The 20,403-nt window shown below is 63.9% G+C and carries 14 protein-coding genes; 4 read left to right on the top strand and 10 right to left on the bottom strand.

The genetic code is table 11. From position 1 onward, the window contains the following. Positions 1-159: 159 nt before the first annotated feature. Together AC07OK_RS15965 and AC07OK_RS15960 are read right to left on the bottom strand one after the other, a co-directional pair. Entirely contained in the window at positions 160-4,077 is a 3,918-nt protein-coding gene (locus tag AC07OK_RS15965) for a hypothetical protein (RefSeq protein ID WP_494691239.1), read from the bottom strand. Then, positions 4,078-4,716 (bottom strand): hypothetical protein, encoded by a 639-nt coding sequence (locus tag AC07OK_RS15960; protein ID WP_494691238.1) that lies wholly within the window; start codon positions 4,714-4,716, stop codon positions 4,078-4,080. It lies immediately after the preceding gene. Between the two features lie 168 nt (positions 4,717-4,884). Between AC07OK_RS15960 and AC07OK_RS15955 the strand changes: the two genes are divergently transcribed. Genes AC07OK_RS15955 through AC07OK_RS15945 form a run of 3 tightly spaced genes read left to right on the top strand, consistent with a single transcriptional unit; the run spans position 4,885 to position 8,744 of the window. Then, the gene (locus AC07OK_RS15955) at positions 4,885-6,498 is read left to right on the top strand and encodes a transporter substrate-binding domain-containing protein (protein WP_494691237.1); all 1,614 of its coding nucleotides are present in this window, start codon (positions 4,885-4,887) and stop codon (positions 6,496-6,498) included. After that, on the top strand, positions 6,495-7,148 hold the full coding sequence (locus tag AC07OK_RS15950) for an ABC transporter permease subunit (protein WP_494691236.1): 654 nt from the start codon (positions 6,495-6,497) through the stop codon (positions 7,146-7,148). Before AC07OK_RS15955 ends, AC07OK_RS15950 begins: the two co-directional genes overlap by 4 nt. Positions 7,149-7,184: 36 nt before the next feature. Further along, positions 7,185-8,744 (top strand): hypothetical protein, encoded by a 1,560-nt coding sequence (locus AC07OK_RS15945; RefSeq protein WP_494691235.1) that lies wholly within the window; start codon positions 7,185-7,187, stop codon positions 8,742-8,744. Between the two features lie 36 nt (positions 8,745-8,780). Here AC07OK_RS15945 and AC07OK_RS15940 read toward each other — a convergent pair whose 3' ends face one another. The 6 genes from AC07OK_RS15940 to AC07OK_RS15915 form a co-directional block, all read right to left on the bottom strand. Further along, positions 8,781-9,146 carry a hypothetical protein gene (locus AC07OK_RS15940; RefSeq protein WP_494691234.1) on the bottom strand — a complete coding sequence of 122 codons (366 nt, stop codon included), beginning with the start codon at positions 9,144-9,146 and terminating at the stop codon, positions 8,781-8,783. A gap of 137 nt (positions 9,147-9,283) precedes the next feature. Then, entirely contained in the window at positions 9,284-9,631 is a 348-nt protein-coding gene (locus AC07OK_RS15935; protein WP_116993399.1) for an energy transducer TonB, read from the bottom strand. A gap of 66 nt (positions 9,632-9,697) precedes the next feature. Next, positions 9,698-10,036 (bottom strand): energy transducer TonB, encoded by a 339-nt coding sequence (locus tag AC07OK_RS15930; protein WP_494691233.1) that lies wholly within the window; start codon positions 10,034-10,036, stop codon positions 9,698-9,700. Between the two features lie 98 nt (positions 10,037-10,134). Beyond that, positions 10,135-11,883, bottom strand: a complete 1,749-nt coding sequence (locus tag AC07OK_RS15925) for a methyl-accepting chemotaxis protein (RefSeq protein ID WP_494691232.1) — start codon at positions 11,881-11,883, stop codon at positions 10,135-10,137. A 347-nt stretch (positions 11,884-12,230) separates the two neighbouring features. Next, positions 12,231-13,256: a tRNA dihydrouridine(20/20a) synthase DusA gene (gene dusA / locus AC07OK_RS15920; protein ID WP_494691231.1), complete on the bottom strand. Its 1,026-nt coding sequence runs from the start codon at positions 13,254-13,256 to the stop codon at positions 12,231-12,233. 34 nt (positions 13,257-13,290) lie between these two features. Continuing rightward, positions 13,291-13,866: a helix-turn-helix domain-containing protein gene (locus tag AC07OK_RS15915; RefSeq protein WP_494691230.1), complete on the bottom strand. Its 576-nt coding sequence runs from the start codon at positions 13,864-13,866 to the stop codon at positions 13,291-13,293. A 35-nt stretch (positions 13,867-13,901) separates the two neighbouring features. Here AC07OK_RS15915 and AC07OK_RS15910 point away from each other — a divergent pair, with 35 nt between their 5' ends. Beyond that, on the top strand, positions 13,902-14,369 hold the full coding sequence (locus AC07OK_RS15910; RefSeq protein ID WP_494691229.1) for a GNAT family N-acetyltransferase: 468 nt from the start codon (positions 13,902-13,904) through the stop codon (positions 14,367-14,369). Here the strand turns inward: AC07OK_RS15910 and AC07OK_RS15905 are convergent, their stop codons facing one another. After that, entirely contained in the window at positions 14,370-16,607 is a 2,238-nt protein-coding gene (locus AC07OK_RS15905) for a DUF3141 domain-containing protein (RefSeq protein WP_494691228.1), read from the bottom strand. It lies immediately after the preceding gene. A 133-nt stretch (positions 16,608-16,740) separates the two neighbouring features. Then, a complete protein-coding gene (locus AC07OK_RS15900) occupies positions 16,741-19,857 on the bottom strand; it encodes a TonB-dependent receptor (protein ID WP_494691227.1) in 3,117 nt (1,038 codons plus the stop codon). Between the last annotated feature and the right edge of the window lie 546 nt (positions 19,858-20,403).

Below are 20,403 nucleotides of genomic sequence, written 5' to 3'. Positions count from 1 at the left end.
ACGTAAAGCCGCAACGTAATTGATAGGTACAAAGATTTCCGATACTCAATTGATATTAAATGTAAATTCTTAAGGTCACAAGCTTTTTCAAAATTTGGTACGTTATATTTTCACCACGAAGTTAAGGAACATCGATGTGACAAATTCGTGACGGTATAGTCACCCGGCGGGCGGCGTGGTGGGCGGTTGGGGGATTGCATCTTTGAAGTTTTGTAGCGCCGCGCTCGGATCGTGCGCGGGGAGTTTGGCGGCGGCTTCTTTTGCGGCGCTGAGTTTGTCGGCCAGTGATTTGGCTGCACTCGCCTTGTCGGCGGCGGCTGCGGCGGCGCTGCCTGCGTCGGCGGCGGCTTTGACTTTGGTGGCGGCCTCGGCGGCGACTGCGGCTTTGTCGGCGGCGGCTTTGGCGAAGGCGGCGGCATCGGTAGCGGCTTTGCTTGCCGCAGCTTTCTCGCTCGCCGCTGCGAGTGGGTCGAGTTGTTTTGCTGCGGCTGCGGGTTGGATGGTTGGGGCTGCCATGCTGTCGGGAGTCGCTGGCATGTTGGCAGTCGCGGCATCTGTGCCTGCTGGTATTGCGGCGCCGGCTTTCGGACGCGGCGGCGGTGCGGCGGGCGAAGGCGGTTGGGCAGGATCGATCGCTGGTGCGGATGCTGGTGCGGATGCTGGTGCGGTTGGCGTTGCGGTGGCGGCTGCCGGTGCTGCTGCCGCCACATCGACGGCCGGCGCGGCATCGGATTTTGCGGCGCCGGCTTTCGCGGCGGTGCTTGGCTCGGCAGCGGGCTTCGTTGCGTCGGCGGTTGGCGTTTCAGCGGCTGGCGCCTCGGCTGTTGGCGTCGCGGCTTTGGGGGCGTCCGTAGCAGATGCGTCGGTTGTTGGCGTTTCGGCCTTCGGCGCAGCTGCGGTAGAGGCTTCGGCGGATGGTGCGTCGGCGGTTGCGGGTTTGTCGCCAGTTGCTTGCTGGGCGTCGGTAGCGGCAGCGGCGGTATCAGGCGCGCTGGCTGCAACACCATCTGCGGGCGCATTTGCCGGCGCGTTCGCCGCCTCACCGGCCGATCCACTCGGAGCGGCAGCGGCGGACGTCGCATCGCCTGCGGCGGTGTCGCTCTTCGCCGCAGCGGCTGGCGCGGCGCCATCAGCTGCGCCAGTGGTTGCGCCAAGCGCGGCGGCGGCGTCAGTTGCGGCAGTCGTGGCTGCACTCGCGGGGGCGGATGCTGCAGCGTCTGCGGCAGCGGTGGCAGCGGCGGTCGCGGCGGCGGCCTTGGCGTCGGCGTTGGCGGATGTGCCGCCGTGCTTGACCACCTCCGCATCGACGATCGATTCCGCCTTGATCGCCTCGCTGCGCGCTGCGTTGACTTGCGCCTGCACCGCTTCCACCTGCGCCACCGTCTTGTTGATGCCAGCCTGCGCCTGATCCTTCATCGCCGTCGTGCGTGAGGCGGCGGCGTCCGCCGCTGCGCCCACATCCTTCTCGCTGGCCACCACCTGCGCCGCCAGCACCTGCTCCGACTCCTTGGCAGCGTTGGCCGCCTGCTCCGCCTTGTCCGCTTCCGGCTTCACATCGGCCAGCATGGTGTCGGTATCGGGCACATATGGATCGGTCGCCGTCTCCGATTCTTTCTGCGCGTCGTTCAGCGATCCGGACATGTCCGCCAATGCCGCATCGGCGTCCGCCGCCACACCTTCCGCATCCTGCTTCATGCCATCGAAGCTAGCCCGCACCTGCTCCGACACCGGACTATCCACGATGCCCTCGCCGGCACTTTGCGCGCCGGACGCGGTGTTGTCGGCAGCACTCTGCACCTCGCTTGCACCCTGCTTCGCCTGGTCCGCCGCCTGGTGCACGCGGTCCAGCAAATCATTGGCCGACTGCTGCGCCTCGCTCTTCCAGCTGTTCACCTTGTCGGCCACGTTGGCGGCACTCTGCACCTGCGATTGCACCTGGCCGAGCGTGCCCGCCACGTCGTCGTAGAACTGCGCATACGGCGCGATCTGGTCGCCCACCGCGCGGATGTTCAGGCCGGAGATCGCCTGCGACGCCTGATCCACATACGACAAGGCCTGGTCCGCCGCCTGCCGCACTTGCTGGCGCGCCGCGCCGCTCGCCGAGTCCACCTGGCCGCGCGCGGACGTCAGCGTGTCGGTCAGTTTCTGCAACGGCTGCATGGCCTGCTGCTTCACCGACGTCAATGCGGCGCTGAGCTTGCCCAGGCCATCCTGCGCCGTCGCCGCCGCCTTGCCGACCTCCGCCTTGCCTTGTTGCAGCACGTTCTGCAACGGCGCGCCTGCGGCCTTGATCTGCGCCTCCAGCGGCTTGAAGGTACGGTCCAGCAAATCCGACAGCTCCTGCTGCAAGCGCTTGACCAGCGGCTCGCATTGCAGCTTGGCCAGGCACTGCTCGGCGGCATCGCGCACCTTGTCGAGAATTCGCTGGAGCGCCGCGCCGACCTGGTCCAGCTGCTCTTGCATCAGCGGCGCGATCTTCTCGGCGGCGTCCGACACTTGCTTCAGCGCCGCCTGCATCTGCTCCAGCAATTGCACCAGCGCGTCGATCGCCTGCTGCACTTTGGCGATGGCCTGGTCCAGCAGGGGATTCAGGGAATCGACCAGCGTGATGGCCTGCTCCATCAAGCCGGTGGCCTGGTCGCCGGCTGTCTTCACCGCCGTGCGCGCGCCGGCGATGGCCGTCTTCACGCCGGGAATCATGGCCTTGACGCCGACGAACAGCGTGCGCGCCATCATCAACGGCGGCGCCTTCATCATGTAGCGGGTGCAGATTTCAATCGCGCCGGTGCACAGGGCGTCGGCCTGGTCGAGCTCGCTGGAGGCGGCATCGAGCGTGCTGTTGGCCTCGGCAACGAAACCGGGAATGTTGTCCTTCACCTGCGTCAGCATGGCGATGGCGTCCGCGATCATGGTGCGCACCGGGACGAAATTCTCCGGCAACTGGCGCAGCACGGTCTTGGCGTTTTCCGCCTCGCCGTCCAGTTCGGTCATCAGTTGCAGCACCTTCTCCACCTCGGCGCGGACCGCGTCCAGCACTTCCTGCAAGGCTTGCTTGATGGCTTCCACGCGCCGCTCCAGCGCGTCCAGCGGCTCCATCGCCTTCTTCACCATGCCGTCCACCGTGGCGGCCGCCGCGGCCAGCTGGTCGATCACCGCGTCGACCTGCGCGCGCGCGGCGGCCAGCGGCTTGATCAGGATGTCGGCCAGGCGGCTCAGTTGTGCCGAGGCTTCGTCGAACAGGCTGTCGCAGTTGCGCGCCTCGTCGCCCAGGGCGCTGTTCAACTGGTCCACCAGATCGATCTGCGCCTGCAACGGCGCCAGCAGCGCATTGCCTTTCTCGTTGAGCAGGTCGGAGATGCCGCTGATGGTTTGCGTGGCCTGCGCGGTGGCGTCCTGCATCGCCGTATCGAGATCGCCGACGTTGCCGTCCAGCGTGGCGCGCAGCGCCTTGACCTGCGCCAGGCTATCGGATTGCAGCGTCTCGGCGCGCGCCAGCACCGCCTGCATGGCGTCGTTGCCGGCGCCGCCCCGCAGCGTCGCCAGCTGCTGCAGCTGCTTGGACAGCGGCAGCAGGTCGCGCCCGTATTGCTCGACCATGACGCCGGTGCGCTTGGCCAGTTCGGCCAGCGCCTGCCCTCGTCCCGGCAGGCTGTTGAAGAAGGTCATTTGCGCGCCGAAGTCCGGCACCAGGCCGGACAGCTCCGGCAGCAGCGTGCTCATCGCTTCGACCGCGCCGTTGGCGGAGTCGACCACCTTCTGCACGCCGGCCGTCTGCGCCAGCAGGCGCTGCGGAATGGCGGCGGCGTCGCTGGCCAGCTTGCGCAGGTCGCTGGCGGCCTGCTCCAGTACGCCGGTGCAGCAGTCGATGATGGGCTGCGGATTGAGCAGGTCCGGGATGGCCTTCATCTGCTCCGCCACTTTCTGCATGTCCTGGTTCAGCGAGGTGGCGGTGGCCGTGACCTCGGTGGCGAAGATCTTGCCCTGGTCGACGATGGTGTCGGCCGCCTTCTGCACCGCCTTGGCGATGTTGACCGGGCATTGCGGCAGCACTTCGATGGAGTGGTCGATGACTTTCATCTACAGCGCGCCCAGGGTGGAGGTGGTGCGCGAGGTGGCGTCGCTGAGCGCCGTCTTGATCGCCGCCACCTTGCTCGGCGCCGGCTCCAGCGACAGCGAGGCCGAGCCCACCGTCGAGATGGTCGCGTTGACCTGCGCCAGCGCCTGGTTCAACTCCGGCAGCACCTCGGCGCCTTCGATGCGGATGTCCTCCAGCGCCGGCAGCAGGTCGGGCACCACCGGGATGGCCGGCAGCGCGCTCAGCGCCGGCAAGGCCGATAGCGCGGCGGCCGACGCGGCGCCGCTGGACGGCGCCACCAGCCGCCCCGGCTGCGCTTGCCGGCTCAGTTCTTCCAGCACGATGACGGCGCCGCTCATCAGGCGGCCGGCCAGCGCGTTCAGCCAGCCGTCCGCGCCCCCGTGGGCGCCCACCAGCGAGGGACCGGAGCGTTGCAAGATCCATTTGAGTTCGGCGCGCGCGGCCGGTTCGCCCAGCCAGAAGCGCAGGTAGGTGCAGGCGTCGTCGGACGACGAGAAGCGCCGCCGCGCACCGGGCGTCGGCGCGCCACTGTGCAGCAATGCCTGCCCGGCCTGGCCGCCAGATTCGTAGAACGTAACGCGGCTGGAATGGCGCCATAAGCTGGCCAGGGGATGCAGCATGGATGTCTCGGGAGGACAAGTGTCGATTGACAATATCATGAGCAGCTTGATAACGCAATCGGCCGCCAGCCCCCGCCACGCCACGCCACAGTGGGCAGCGCCGTCGTTGCGCGATGAGCCTGCCTTGGGGTAGCATGAATCCCGGTCTGCGGCCCAGAGAAAACGACAATGTGGAATAGCGCTTTTTTTAAAGTACTGGCTCTCATCGGTCTGCTGCTCGTGGCGCTGGCGGCGCAGGCGGCCGGCAACAGTCCGGCGCTGGACAGCATCCGCAAGAACGGCGTGCTCCGGGTCGGCGTCAAGACCGACTTCAGCCCCTTCAATTCACTCAACGCCCAAGGCGAGGTGGTCGGCTTCGAGAGCGACATCGCCGCGCTGATCGCCCAGCGCCTCGGCGTGGCCCTGAAAAAAGTCAGCATCACCACCGAGAACCGGTTTCAGAAACTGGAGCTCGGCGATGTCGACGTCCTGATCGCCACCGTCGGCGACACGCCGGCGCGGCGCAAGATCGCCACCGCCATCGAGCCGGGCTACAACGAGACCAGCGTCAACGTGCTGTTCAAGCCGGGCGACGCGGTCGACGCCTGGCCCAAGATACGCCACGAAACCATCTGCGCGGTGCAAGGCAGCTACTTCAACAAGCCGATGAGCGAGCGCTATCTGCTCGAGCTGCAAAACTACAAGACCGTGCGCGACGCCCAACTGGCGCTGCACGACGGCCAGTGCTCGGGCTTCCTGTACGCGACGGCGGCGCTGGCCAACACCAGCAAGCTGCCGCAATGGAAGGGCTACACGATGCCGCTGCCGAACGCGCTGATCACGCCGATGGCGATCTTCATCTCGCGCAATGAACGCGGCAGCGAACTGGATCTGGCGCTGGGCAATATCGTGGCCGAGCTGCACCGCACCGGCTGGCTGCTGGAGGCCAACAACAAATGGGGCATCGCCTCCACCTCATGGCTGACGGCGCAGAAGGCGCTCTGGTCGGAGCGGGACGCCGGCGGCCTCTATAAGTGCGTGCGCAACAACAGCGGCAACTGGATCGCCGCCTGCCGCAGCGCCGAGAACGTCTCCAGCACCGAGGCGGCCGGCGTGCAGGCGGTGGGGCTGTGGATCAAGGAGCAGCTGGGCGTGGACTTGAACTTCGTCTACGACCCTTACGACCGCAGCCAGTTCCTGCAAGGCATAGGCTATACCATGCTGCTGATTACGGCCGGCGTCGCCGTCAGCCTGGCGCTGGGCCTGGCGACCGCGGTCACGGTCGACGGCCACCGCGGCTGGAGCACGCAGGCCATCCACGCCATCATGGCCTACGGCCGGCTGACGCCGCCGCTGCTGATGATGTACCTGATCTTCTTCGGCTTCGGCGGCTGGACCATGCACCAGTTCGGCATCAAGCTGCCGGCGTTCGCGGTGGCGGCGTTCTGCTCCGGCTACTACACGGCGGGCATGGTGATGCGCGCCTTCCTCGAGGCCGCCGCCCATGTGCGCACCACCGAGGCCGGTTACCGCTTGCGGCTCAAGCAGCTGGCGCCCACCGCGCAGTACGCCAGCTGGCCGGTCAAGCAGGCGCTGATCAACCTGACCAAGCAGACCATGATCGCCTCGGCCATCGCCATCCCGGAACTGCTGAGCGCGAGCAGCCTGCTGATCGCGGAGAAGGGCAATATCTTCGTGACCATGACGGTGTTGCTGGTCACCTTCTACCTGATCACCAGCCTGTGGACGCGCCTGTTCAACTACGTGGAAAAAACCTGGCTGCACACGGCGGAGCATCCATGAACAACGAGACCCTGAGCTTCCTGTGGACGTGGACGCCTTTCCTGCTGCAAGGCTTCCTGTGGAATATCCTGATCGCGGTGTGCGCCGTGGCGCTGGGATCGCTGATGGGCGCCGGCCTGGCCTGGCTGCGCGTGACCCGGCACGGCCGCACCGCCATCGTTGCCGAGCGCGTCTCGACCTTTTTCCGCGGCGTGCCGACGCTGGCGCTGATCTTTTACGCGGTGTTCGTGCTGCCGGCCGAGTTCAGCTTGCCGGGCAGCGGCGTCACGCTGCACATACCGCAGTGGGTCAAGGCGGTGATCGGCCTGTCGGCGGCGCCGCTGTCGTTCACCTCCGAGAGCCTGGTGGTGGCGCACCGCGCCTGGAAGCGCGGCGACGTCGGCGCGGCGCTGCTGTTCATCCCCACCTGGATCAATGTGTTCCTGATTTCCTTCATCGCCTCCAGCGCTTCGTCGCTGGTGGGCGTGAGCGAACTGGTCAGCCGCTGCAACACGGTGATCGCCGCCACCGGCACCAGCGTCATGGTGCCGGTGTATATTTACTGCAGTTTTTATTTTGTCATGACTTCGCTGGCGTTCACCGCGCTGATCGGCCGCTTCAAGACCTCGGCCTACATGGCAGGCATCCATCGCAAGCTGACCCACGGCTAAACCGTTTTCCGATGTTACCTTGAGGAGCGTTTCGTCATGCCACTCACTTTCAAAGAAGAGATAGAACTGCAAGCGGCTTTCATGCACATCAAGCGTGAGCGCAAGGAGTCGCTGAAGGCCATGTTCGGCGGCACGCAGCTCAAGCCCAAGAGCCGGCTGGAGGACGCCAAGACGCTGGCCAAGGATGCCAAGGAGTGCAAGAAGAAACTGGGGAGTATTCCCGGCGTGGCGGTGCCGGACCTGCCGCTGGACTTGAACATCGACATCTTCAAGGGCATCGACTTGCGCGAGCTGGTCAACTTCACGATGCCGCGCATTCCGCTGCCCAAGTTCGACATCAACCTGATCCCCGATATCAAGCTGGGCGACATCCCCGGCTTCGACCTGCCGCAGGTCCGCCTCAACCTGAAGGGCCTGATCAAGTTCAAGGACTTGTTGCCGACCATCTCGCTGCGGGCGCTGAGCTTCAAGATCCTGGTGCGGCTGCCGGAGATCAACATCCCGTCCCTGCTGTTCGACCTGAGCAGAATCCTCGACATCGATTTCGACGTGCTGTTCCCGCGTGTGCGCCTGCAGTTCCCGGACTTCTTCAACATCGTCCCGGACATCAGCCTGCCGCACCTGGCGATCCCGGACATCAGCCTGCCCAACGTCAACCTGCCCTCGCTCGAGCTGCCCAGCATCAACCTGGACGAGATCGATTTCAGCGCCATCCACATCCCCGGCATCGACCTGCCCGCGATGCTGAAGATACCGGGCTTCGACAAGGTGCTGCGGCTGCTGTTCGAGCTGTTCGATTCGCTCGACATCGGCGCCATCGTCGCCGAGCTGGGGGTGGAGTTCATGGCCGACTTCATCACGTCGGCGCTGCCGCTGGTGCAGCAGGTCAAGGCCGGCGCCAAGGCGGCCAGCAACTGGGGCACGGCGGCGATGGACTGGCACAAGGCGCAGAAGACCACGGTGCAGCGCGGCTTCCTGCTGCCGGGCGACGCCCGCGACGCCTGCGACGCGGTGGCCACGCTGCTGCGCACCAGCCGCGACCAGCACGCGGCGCTGGCGGCGATCCAGACCACGCAGCTGGCGGTCTCGACGGCCGGGCTGTTCGCCGACCTGGGCGGCGTCACCGGGCCGGCGGTGGCGGCCGCCAGCGCCATCGCCACCACCTGCCAGAAGATCATGATCATGGGGGCGCGCTACAAGGAGGTGAAGAAGGTCAACCTGGTCCTGAGCAGCTCGGCGATGGATGCGCTGAGCTCGAACATCTTCCTGGTGTCGCCGCTGCTGGGCTGCTACTACCTGGCCAACAACACCACCAGCAATGTGCTCAACATCCTGTCGAACAACATCATCGAGGATGGCTGGATGGCGCACTGGGAACAGAACAAGCGCAACCACCTGGACCCGCTGCTGAAGGAGTGCCAGCGCTTCATTTCCGAATCGCGCTACGTGCTCGATCCGATCCGGCAGAACAAGGGCATGTATGTGGAGAAGAGCAGCATGGACAAGCTGCAGGAGGGATTGTCCCTGTACATCAAGAAAAAGCGCGGACTGGCGCCCGCGCACGCCACCGTGGCGACGCATAAATTCATAGGCTGAACCAGCGCCATGCGCTGGTTCCTGCCGCGCGCCCGATCAGCGGCGGTGGTAGCCGCCGCGTCCGCCCCAGCCGCGATGGCCGCCGCAGCACCAGTGGCCAAACGAGAAGTCCAGGCCGATGCTGACCGGCGGGTAGTAATAGGCTGGCGCAGGCGCGTAGTACACCGGCGCCGGCTGGATGTAGGTGGTGGTGTAGACCGGCTCGCTGGCGTAGACCACGCGCGAGCTGGGTGCCGGCGCATCCTCGTAGTAGGTGCTCGTCGGCGCCACGGCAACGGTGTGCCACTGGTAGGGGTCTTGTACCACCCGGCTGGTGGTGGCGTAATAGCCGGGCTGCTGGACGGCGCAGCCGCCCAGGCTCAGGGCCGCCACTGCGGCGGCAACGGCGATGATGGTTTTCATGGCACTCCTCCTAGTCTCAAAGTGTACTATATAGGGAAGTGCGCCGCCGCTGGAGCCCGATTACAGCTTGTTACAACGCTTGTAACAGGCGAAAAAAAAGAAGCGCATGCGCTTCCTTTTTTGATGCCGCGGGGGAATTAGTCCAGCTTCCAGGCGTAGTCGACCTTGGTCCAGGTTTCGGCGGGGGCGCCGTCCTTGGTGCCCGGCTTGAACTTGCAAGCGCTCAGCGACTTGATGGCCGCCTTGTCCAAATTCTTGAAACCGCTGCTCTTGTCGATCTTGGAGTCGGCCACGCTACCGTCGGCCTTGATCAGGAAAGACATCGACACCGTGCCCTGCTCTTCGTTCATCAACGACGCTTTCGGGTATTCGGCCTTGCAGGTTTTGGCATCAAAACTGGCCGGGACTTCGGCGGCGAACGCCACCGGTGCGCTCGAAACGAGCACTGCTGCGATCACACTTAACCAACGCTTATTTGTAGACATGATTTCCCCAAGTGTAGATATCCGGCACTCAGGCCGCGCGGAACCGCGCAGCCCGGTTGACACTGATTACAGCTTCCAGCTGTAGTCGACTTTGGTCCAGGTCTGGGCGACCGCGCCATCCTTGGTGCCCGGCTTGAACTTGCAAGCGCTCAGGGCCTTGATCGCAGCCTTGTCCAGATTCTTGAAGCCGCTCGACTTCTCGAGCTTGGATTCAACGACGTTGCCGTCGGCAGCGACCAGGAAGGACATAGTGACATCGCCCTGCTCTTCGTTGATCAGCGATGCTTTAGGGTATTCAGCCTTGCAGTTCTTGGCATCCAGCGAAGCTGGCACTTCGCCGGCGAAGGCGGTCGAAGCGGCGGACAGGATGACGGCGGCGAATACACTGGTCGAAAACTTATTCATTTTACAATTTCCAAACTTATTATTAAAAACTGGTTGATCGAATCCCACAGCGGACCTACATGCCGCGCAAAAGCGCGACGGCAGACTGCGGCAAAGTTTTAAAACTCTTCCCACTCATCGCTGCTGGCGGCGCTAGCTGCCGAGGCGACTTTCTTCGGTTTGGCTGCTGCGGCAGGCGCCGGCGCGGAGGCCAGTTTCTTGACAGGAGCACGGGCAACGATCGGCTTGACCGGGGCCTTGGCGGCGGCAGGCTGGTACACCGGAGCCGACACGCGCTCCTCGCCTTCCACCAGTTTGAAGATGCTGACCACGCGCGACAGTTCGGCGGCCTGGTCCTGCAAGCTTTGTGCGGCGGCGGCGGCTTCTTCCACCAGCGCGGCATTTTGTTGGGTCATGCTGTCCATCTCGATGATGGAGTGGTTCACCTGCTCGATGCCGGCGCTCTGTTCCTGGCTGGCGTTGGCGATCTCGCTCATGATGTCGGTCACGCGGCGCACCGAGGCCACCACTTCGTCCATCGTCACGCCGGCCTGGCCGACCAGCTTGGTGCCGGCGCCGACTTTCTCCACCGAGTCGTCGATCAGCATCTTGATTTCCTTGGCGGCGCCAGCGGAACGCTGGGCCAGGTTGCGCACTTCCGACGCCACCACCGCGAAGCCGCGGCCTTGTTCGCCGGCGCGGGCCGCTTCCACTGCCGCGTTCAGCGCCAGGATGTTGGTCTGGAAGGCGATGCCGTCGATCACGCCGATGATGTCCACAATCTTTTTGGCCGAAGCGTCGATCGAGCTCATGGTGTGGACCACTTCCGACACCACTTTGCCGCCCTTGATCGCCACGTCCGACGCCGCCGACGCCAGCTGATTGGCTTCACGGGCATTGTCCGCATTCTGTTTCACGGTCGAGGTCAGTTCTTCCATCGCCGAGGCGGTTTTTTCCAGCGAGCTGGCCTGCATTTCGGTCCGCGACGACAGGTCGATATTGCCGGCGGCGATCTCACGCGAGGCGGTGCCGATGGTTTCGGTGCCGGAGCGGACCTGGCCCACGATGTCGACCAGGCTGTTGCGCATTTCCTTCATCTCGGACAGCAGGCTGTCCTTGTCGTTGCCGTTGGTGTCGATGGCGATCGACAGGTCGCCGTTGGCGATGCTGCCGGCGATCGAGGCGGTGTAGTCTGGCTCGCCGCCCAGCTGTTTCAGCAGGCCGCGGGTGATGACGTAGGCGGCGGCGACCGAGATGGCGACGGCCAGCACGCCCAGGATGATCATGAAGCTGCGGGCGGCCGAGAAGCCGGCGGCGGCGTCGGCCTGCACTTGCGCGTTCAGTTTTTCTTCCAGCGTGCCCAGTTGATCCAGCGCGGCCATCCATTTTTTCTGGGCCGGGCGGATTTCCTTGATCAGGACCTTGGTCGCTTCTTCGGCCTTGTTGGCCAGCCACAGTTCGGACGCCTTGGCGATGGCCGGCATGGCGATCGCTTCCTGCTCCTTGACCGTTGCCAGCAGCGCTTTTTCTTCAGCGGTGGCTTCGGTGGCGAACTGCGCGCTCAGTTTGTTCTGTGCATCGGCGTACTTGGCGGCCAGGTCCTTGATGCGGTTCATGTCCGGTTCCATGTCGGCGGCATCGGTCATCAGGGTCAGGATGCGCAGCGAGGTCACGCGGTCGCCCACGTTGGAACGCATGTCGACCACCAGGCGCGACACCACGTTGTTGACCGAAATCACGTGATCCAGGCGATCCTGAATCTGTGCCATGCGGAAGATACCCACGGTGGTCACCGCCACCAGGAATAAAAGAACCAGCGCGAATCCAAGACCCAGGCGCGTTCCGACTTTCATTTTTGCTAAATTCATTTCGTCTTCTTCGTAATTGACACAGTTGATAAGAGTGCCCTGGAAAGTCTCGTCTCGTGCACGACACCATCCACCCGGCCCTTGCTGCTAGGTAATATCTATGACAGTAGCAAACAATGACTGCGAATGCAAAAACTTGCCGCTCCACCGGCAGCTTGCATGTAGTTTTACCGCACTATACAAACGTGAAATAAAGGTGGATATGTGTGTATATTCAGGAATTATAGATGCAAATTTTGCCTCAAAGCAAGCAAAACCCGCCTAAAAAATACGCAAACGAACTTTCTGCGTGGAAATACCAACAGTCCAATATATTGTTTGCTAGAAACGTCAGTTTGTGCTGTGAACTACGCAGCAATACGTAGGCGGGCAGCAGCTTCGCGCAGCAAATCGGCGTCGCCGAGGGCGAGTTTTTTGGAGTCAGACAGAACCTGACGGAATGCACGGGCGCCGGGCAGGCCGGTCATCAGGCCCAGCATGTGGCGGGTGATGGAGTTGAGCTTCAAGCCACGCTCGCCGTGCAGGGCCAGTTGGGCTTGAATGTAGGGGATCATGGCTTCGAGCACGTCTTCGCGGCTCTTGGGCGCGCGGGCGTCGCCGTAGTAGCGCTGGTCGAAACCGGCCATCACGAAGGGGTTGTGATAGGCCTCGCGGCCCAGCATGACGCCGTCCAGGTGCTGCAAATGTTCGTCAATCTCGGCTTCGGTCTTGATGCCGCCATTGAGAATGATTTCGAAGTCAGGAAAGTCACGCTTGAGCTGGTAGGCGAATTCATACTTCAGCGGCGGCACTTCGCGGTTCTCTTTCGGCGACAGGCCCTTCAGGATGGCGTTGCGCGCATGCACGATGAAGGTCTTGCAGCCGGCCTCGGCAACGGTGCCGACGAAGTCGCGCACGAAGTCGTAGCTTTCGGTCTGGTCGATGCCGACACGATGCTTGACGGTGACGTCGATGCTGACCGCGTCGCGCATGGCTTTGACGCAGTCGGCCACCAGTTGCGGCTCGGCCATCAGGCAGGCGCCGAACGCGCCCTTCTGCACGCGCTCGGACGGGCAACCGCAGTTGAGGTTGATTTCGTCGTAGCCCCACTTCTCGCCCAGTTTGGCGCTGGTGGCGAGGTCGGCCGGATCGCTGCCGCCCAGCTGCAGCGCCACCGGGTGCTCTTCGTCGTTGAAGCGCAGGTGGCGTTCGACGTCGCCGTAGACCAGCGCGCCGGTGGTGACCATCTCCGTGTACAGCCAGGTGTGCTGGCTGATGTGGCGGTGGAACACGCGGCAGTGACGGTCGGTCCAGTCCATCATCGGCGCGACGGACAGGCGGCGGCTCGCTTTCACGGGCGCGGTGTCGGTGGTCGGCAGGTTGATGATGGTCATGGCGGCAACTATGGGAATCGCTTGGGGGTCGACATTATATCGCAAACGGCAGCGTCACCAGGCCGACCAGATAGCGCGCCGGCGTCTGGCCGGGATTGGCGTAGCTGATGTGCTGGTCTTCGCGGATGGCCAGGCAGTCGCCCGCTTCCAGCCGCCATTGCTGGTCGCCGGCGCTGATGTCCATCACGCCTTCCAGCAGCCAGACTTGCTGGTGGACGTCGGCGTCGCGCAGCACCTGCTCGTAGGTCACGCGCTGGCCCGGCGGGAACACCACTTCCACCAGCTGCATCGGCGAGCGCGCGGCGGGCGACAGTTGCCGCCGCACATAGCCGGAGGCCGGATCGGTCCACACCGGCTGGTCGGCGGCCCGCCGCAGCGGCGACGGCGCGGCCGGCTCACCCTGCCCCGCTTCGAACAAGGCGGCCAGCGTGACGCCGAGCGCGCCGGCCAGCTTGTCCAGCACGGTGGCGGTGGCGCTGCTTTCGCCGCGTTCGATCAGTGAAATATTGGAACGGCTCACGCCGCTGCGCTCGGCCAGCGCGGTGAGCGACAAGCCGCGGCTGTCGCGCAAGGCCAGCAGGCGGCTGGCAATGAGTTTGTTGATATCCATGAAATCCATTATACTGGATTTATTCATCCATTAAAATGTCCACCATCATGCACATCGCCTTTGAATCGCCCGACCAGCCCGACGTCATCGCCCTGATCGCCGACCTCGACGCTTATCAGCTGAGCTTGTATCCGCCGGAAAGCGTGTACGCGCTGGATTTGCCGTCGCTGATGCAGCCGCATGTCCGGTTCGCGGTCGCGCGCGACGCTGCGGGTAGCATCGTCGGTTGCGGCGCCGTCGTGCTGACGCCGGAGTATGGCGAGATCAAGCGCATGTATGTGCAGCCGGCGTCGCGCGGACAAGGACTGGCGCGCGGCGTGCTGGCCTTGCTGGAACAGGCGGCGCTGGACCAGGGCTGCAAGCAGCTGGTGCTGGAATCCGGCCCGTCCCAGCCGGAAGCGCTGAGCCTGTACGAGCGGCACGGCTTCCAGCGCTGCGGCCCCTACGGCGATTACCCGGACGATCCGCTGAGCGTGTTCATGCGGAAACCGCTCAGCCGCTGATCACCCCTTGCTCTTCTTGCCCACCACCGCCAGCTTCGGCGCGCGCGCCTCGAACATCGCCGCGATGCGCGCCAGCCGCACGGCGCCGTCGCCGGTCAGCGTGCCGGTGGCGCCGGCCACCTGGCGCACGATGGCCAGCGCCGTCGCGCGCGCGTGCGGATCGTCCGGCAGCAGCAGCGGCAGGTCGCGCACCGCCGCTTCCTCGTTCACTTGCAGCATCAGGTATTGCTCGCGCAAGATGGATTTGAAGTGCGTGACGCTCAGCTCCTTGTCGTCCGAGGTGCGCAGGCGCAGCTGGCGGATGGTGGCGAAGGCGCGCTCGTCGGCGGCGCTCATTTCCGGGCTGCGGTAGATATACAGCAAGCCGCGGATGATGGCTTCGGTGACGCCGCCCTCCGCCGTCTTCAGCGCGGCCGCCGCGCGGTGCGCGTTCAGCATGGACTCGCGCGCGATGTCGCGGCCGATGCGGCGCGGACGGCCGCCGTCGGTGCGCAAGCCCACCAGCGCCTGCAGCAAGGGCGAGCCATACATATCGAGGAAGAATTTTTCGGTGGCCTGGTCGCGCTGGTCGCGGTAGCGGTCCAGCGCGTCGACGATCTGCTGCGACATCGCTTCCTGCATCTGCATGAAGACGTTGTCGGCCGCCACCGGACGGCGTTCGGCGCGCACTTTGGCCGCCATCTCCGGGATGCCGTCGAGCAAAGGATTCTTGCTGGAGAACATGCGGTAGCGCAGGCGCAGCGGATGCGTCTCGCGCTGCTGCTCGGCGCTCGATTCGGTGACCATGGACTTGACCAGCGGACTGGCGAAAGTATGGTACAGGCCGGTGTTAATTTCCGACAGGCGGGCCACGGTGGCGAAGCGGCGCTCGTCCTCGATATCGTTGCCGCCCAGTGCGCGCAGCACGTCCAGGCCGCGCCGCTCGAAGCGCATCACGTAGTCGCCGGCTCCCATGTCGCCGGCGGCGATTTCCGCCTGCAGCATTTCCTCGTCCTTGTCGAGGAACACCGCCTCGTACAGGCCGGGCGGCATGACGTCGATCATGTCCATCGCCGCCGTGAATTCCTCGTGTTCCTTGTTGGCCACCGAGGCCGAGACGAAGATGCCCAGGTGGCCTATGCTCTGGTGCATCGAGTAGATGATGGTCTGGCCGCCGGCCACCAGCGCGGCGTCGTCCTCGTACAGGTCCAGCACCCAACCCAGCGCCTGTTGCGGCGGCGTGATGTCGTCGCCCCACGAGCAGAACACCACGATCGGCGACTTGATGTTGCGCAGGTCGATGCGGCGGCCGTTGCTGTCCATCAGCGCGGCGTCGCTCAGGCGGTTGCCGACGAACAGCGAGTCGGCGATGTACTGCATTTCGCCGGCGTTCAGCAGCACCGGGTTGCCCCACCACTTTTCAAATTCCAGGAAGCGCTCGGCCTCGGTGTCGATCTGCGAGTAGACGTTGTAGTTCTTGCTCCACAAGGTGTTCGACGGATTCATTTTCTCGAAGTTGGCGACCAGCTGGGCGCCGTCGAAAATGCCGTTGCCGAGGTCGCCTGCCAGCGCCGTCATCCAGGTGCCGCCCAGCACGCCGCCCAGGTAGCGCAAGGGGTTCTTGCCGCGCACGCCGGCCCAGTACGACAGCGGCGCGCCGGCCAGCACCAGCGGCCCGACCAGGTCGGGATTGAGGGCGCTGGTCATCATGATCTGCCAGCCGGCCTGGCAGTTGCCGATCAGCGCAGGCTTGCCGTCGGCCAGCGGGTGCAGCTCGGCCACCTTGGCGATGAACAGCGCCTCGGCGCGGCACACGTCCTCGATGGTCTGGCCCGGCACCGGCTGCGGCAGGAAGCCGACGAAGTAGCAGGGATGGCCGGCCTTGAGCACCACGCCGATCTCGCTGTCCTGCTTCATGCCGCCGATGCCGGGGCCGTGGCCGGCGCGCGGATCGAACACGATGAAGGGCCGCTTGTGCGGATCGGGCGTGACGCCGTCCAGCGGCGTGATATACAGCAGGCCGTAATTGACCGGACGCTGCAAATGGCGACCGTCCATGATGGTGTCGAACTCAAAGCTCAGCACATGGGGCGCGATCTGCTCGTGGCGGTGGTTGCGTTCGTCGCCGCGCTGGCGCAGCACATCCATGAACAGCACGCTGCGCTGGCAGGCATCGACCCAGTAATCGGTGGCCTGCTGGGCCAGTGCAAAGGGATTGCCGGGCCATTGCGGCCACGGGGTAGTCTGGTCGTCGCTCACGGCACTTCCTCCATGCGGTTTATGCTGCCATGCATCAAAGTACCCCAGCCCTAACGAAAACGCAAACGAAACCCACGCACCAAAAAAAAACCGCAGCCGGAGCTGCGGTTTAACTCAGTCCATGATGCAGGACTTAGAACTTATGGTTGTACTCCACGGTGAACTTGGCATACCGCGGCGTCTGGTAGTTCTGCACTTCGCGGTAGGTCGACGAGATCACGCTGCTGTCGCCATCGTCATAGGTGGCGTTGGTGGTGATCGGCGCTTGCTTGTTGAACACGTTGAACACATCCAGCTTCAGCGACAGGCCCTTGAGGAAGGCCGGCGTGTAGGCCAGGTTCAGGTCCAGGCGCTTTTCCCACGGCATGCGGCCGAGGCTGCCGCGTGGCGTCGACTTGCCGCCACAGTTGTAGTACTCAGCGCCGTAACCTGGGCCGAAGTACTCCTGTCCCTGCGGGTAGGCTGGATCGCTACCGCTGTCGGCGGCATCGTTGGTGCCCAGACACAGCACAGGACGGCCGGACTGGATCAGCGCGAAGGCGCCGACGGTCCACTCAGGCGTCAGCTCGTAGTAGCCGTACATCTTGAGCTGGTGCTTGCGGTCGTTCGGCAGCAAGCCGTTGCTGCCCGGCGCGAACTCCGGGAAGTCCCAGGCGGCCGAGGTGCCGACGTCGGACTGGCCGGTGTCGGAACGGGTCTGGCCTTCCATGTTGCCCTTGCTGCGCGACAGCGTGTAGTTCACGCGGCCATACCAGCCGTTGCGCGCCGGATGCTCCAGGAATACATCCAGTGCGGCGTAGGTACGCTCGGCCTTCGGCTCGCCGATTTCGGCGGCGCTGAAGTGCGCCAGCTGGCCCTTGCCGGTGACCACCGGGTTGCCAGCGGCGTCGTTGCCATCGATCCAGACCGTGACGTCGCGACCGGGGTTGTAGATGAAGCAGTTCACCGCGCCCTGGTTCTGGATGTCGATGCCATGCTCGCTGGCGAACTTCAGCAGCGGACGGGTGTCGCAGCTGTCGTCGATACCGGCGCCCAGTTTGCGGTAGGTGACCTTGCCGCCGAAATTCAGGCTAGGGCTGTAGGCTTTTTCGAAGCCCAGCGTCAGCTCATCCTGGTAGTTCGGCTTGAGGTCGGCGGCCACCACCGACTGCGGGTTCTTGGCCTGGCCGTATTCGCCATCCGACGAGACCGGGATGTTGACCGCCTTCATCCCCAACGGCACGCCGGTGGACGGGTCGATGCCGGTGTAGGTGAACTCCTGGGTGGTGTACGTCGAGCGGCTCGCCGCGCGGGCGGCCACCTGGGTCGGCAGTTGCAGGTAGTAGCGGCCGGCGCTACCGAAGACCTTGAACGAGGAGTCGCCATACACGTCCCAGGCCGCCGACGCGCGCGGCGCCACTTCGGTCTTCATGTCGAGGAACTTGACGCCGTCGCCGGTCGAATTGCTGTAGGCGTCATTGCGGATGCCCAGCGTGAGCAGCAAGTCCTTGCGCACTTGCCAGCGGTCTTCCAGGTACTGCGCCGATTGCTTGGACGAGGCCGAGGTCAGCGAGTTGAAGATCGATTGCGAAACATAGTAGCCGGCGGTGCCCGAGCCGCCGAAGTCGGCGACGTTGCCGGGACGGCCGCCCGACAGGTTGATCGGCTGGCCGACGTTTTTGTCGCCCACGTATTTGTACGACCACGACGAGCCGCCGCTACGGATCTGGCCGGCGGCCGACGAGGTGATGTTGCTGGCGTCGATACCGGCGCGCAGCGTGTGGTTGTTCAGCTTGTACTCAAGGTCGAAGCGGCCCGATTTCACTTCATCTTCGCCAGGGCTGCTGATGTAGCCAGGGAAGACGTTGTAATTGCGGTAGAGCGAGGAACTGAGCGCGGGCCACTTGGCGGTCGAACCGTACAAGACGGTGGGCGGCACGCCGCCGGTGCCGGTGTTCGCGCCCAGCGCCTCATAGCTGACGCCATGCTGGCTCTTCAACACGCCATACAGGCCGGTGATCACCAGGTCGTCGGTGATGTTGCCGGTGTACTTCAGCATGTTGACGGTCGAACCCGGCGTGCCCGGGAACTCGGGATCGGTAGGTCCCAGGTTCTTGCCCACGGCCGACGAGTACAACTGGTTGTTCGGCACGCCGTCCAGTTGTTCGGCAGCTTTAGAATTGTTCGGGTTCAGGATGTAGCCGTATTTCTGGTAACGGGTCTGGTAGCTGTCGCCGGCGGTGGTGAATTCGAGGCGATGGTCATCGGTGATGTTCCAGTCCAGCTTGCCCAACCAGCGGTTTTCCTGCGAGCGGTTTTTGTTCCAGCCGCTTTGCGCGATGGTGGCCGGATTGGTGACCGAACTGGAACCGACGTAGGAATCCTTGCCGATGGTCTGGTCGCCGGCAATGAACATGAACAGCTTGTCCTTGATGATCGGGCCGCCCAGATAGGCGCCGTACTGGGTGTTCGAGATGCTGCGGTTGTCGCGGCGCAGGTCGATCTTGCCGTCGGTTGCCGCGTTGTTCGGGTCACCGGTCACGGCGTAGTTGATGTTCTTGCGCGCGGCGCGGGTACTGGCCGGCTCCAAACTATAGGTCGCCCCGCCCTCCCAAGTGTTGGTGCCGCTCTTGGTGGTGACGCTCAGGACGCCGCCGATGGAACGACCGTACTCGGCGCCGAAGCCGCCGGTCAGCACCGACGCTTGCTGGATGGCGCCGAACGGCAGTTCCATCGAGCCCAGTTGGCTCAGCGGATTGGTGATCGGGAAGCCGTTCAGGTAGAACGCGTTTTCCGACACGCCCGAGCCGCCGAAGGAGGCGGTGTTGCCGTAGGCCGAGTCGCCCTTGGTGGTATTGGGCGCCAGCAGCGCGATGGCGGTCAGCGACTGCGCCACCGGCAGCTTGGACAGTTCCTTGGACGTGAAGATGGCGCCGTTGTTGGTGTTGGAAACGTCGATGGTGGCGCGGCGGCCGGTCACCTGCACCGTTTGCACGGAAGCGGAGAACGAGGCATTGGCGCCCTGCCCAGCCACCACATCAACCTCCACCTTCTGCGCGACCTTGCCGTCACGGCTCAGCTCAACGCGATAGTGGCCGGCTGGCAGCGCAGTCACCTGGTAGCGGCCGCCCGCCTCGGTGCCGATGCTACGTTTCAGTCCGGTATCGACGTTGGTCAGGGTGATCGTGGCGCCGGCAGGTGTTTCGACCACGCCGTAAATGGTGCCAGTGGCATTCGACTGCGCCATGGCTGGCTGAACCACGCCGGTCATGACCACCGCCGTGCCAAAGGCAATGGTTAACGCGCGAGCGATAACAGTTTTTCTTAACATGTGATTTCCCAATTTTCCGATTTGAAAAAAGCTTGGTTGACGGCCGGTACGTGGGTAAGCACGTCCGACCGCCACCAGCTATGTTTTATATTTGCCCCAACTTTTTCCAGTCACGGAAACGCCTGTTTGACGCCGCCGTTGAAGCTTGCTTGCGCTTAGCAAGGCAAGCTCAAGCATCGATAAAACCACGCGGCCCAAAATAGTGTCAATTGCGCACGCCGAGTTTCATCAACAAAACAACGTTTATTTTTATGTCATTTTGTAACGCACCATTTTGGTGCAAAATTCACTATGACGGTGCGGGTAAATTCAGCTTTTTACGAAACTATATTAACTAAATTAGCCTACTAACCGCATAAAGATATGAAAATTTCGCATGGCGCTAAATTTTACGCAAACGGCCCGCTTCGAAAAACAGCCTCCGGCAGAGTGCCAGAATGACAAAAAGCCGCCCAGTTTGCACTGGGCGGCTTTCACGCCTCGACG

Source organism: Duganella sp. GW821-FHT07G03, from assembly GCF_059418605.1.
This window is presented reverse-complemented; position numbering and strand designations above follow the sequence as displayed.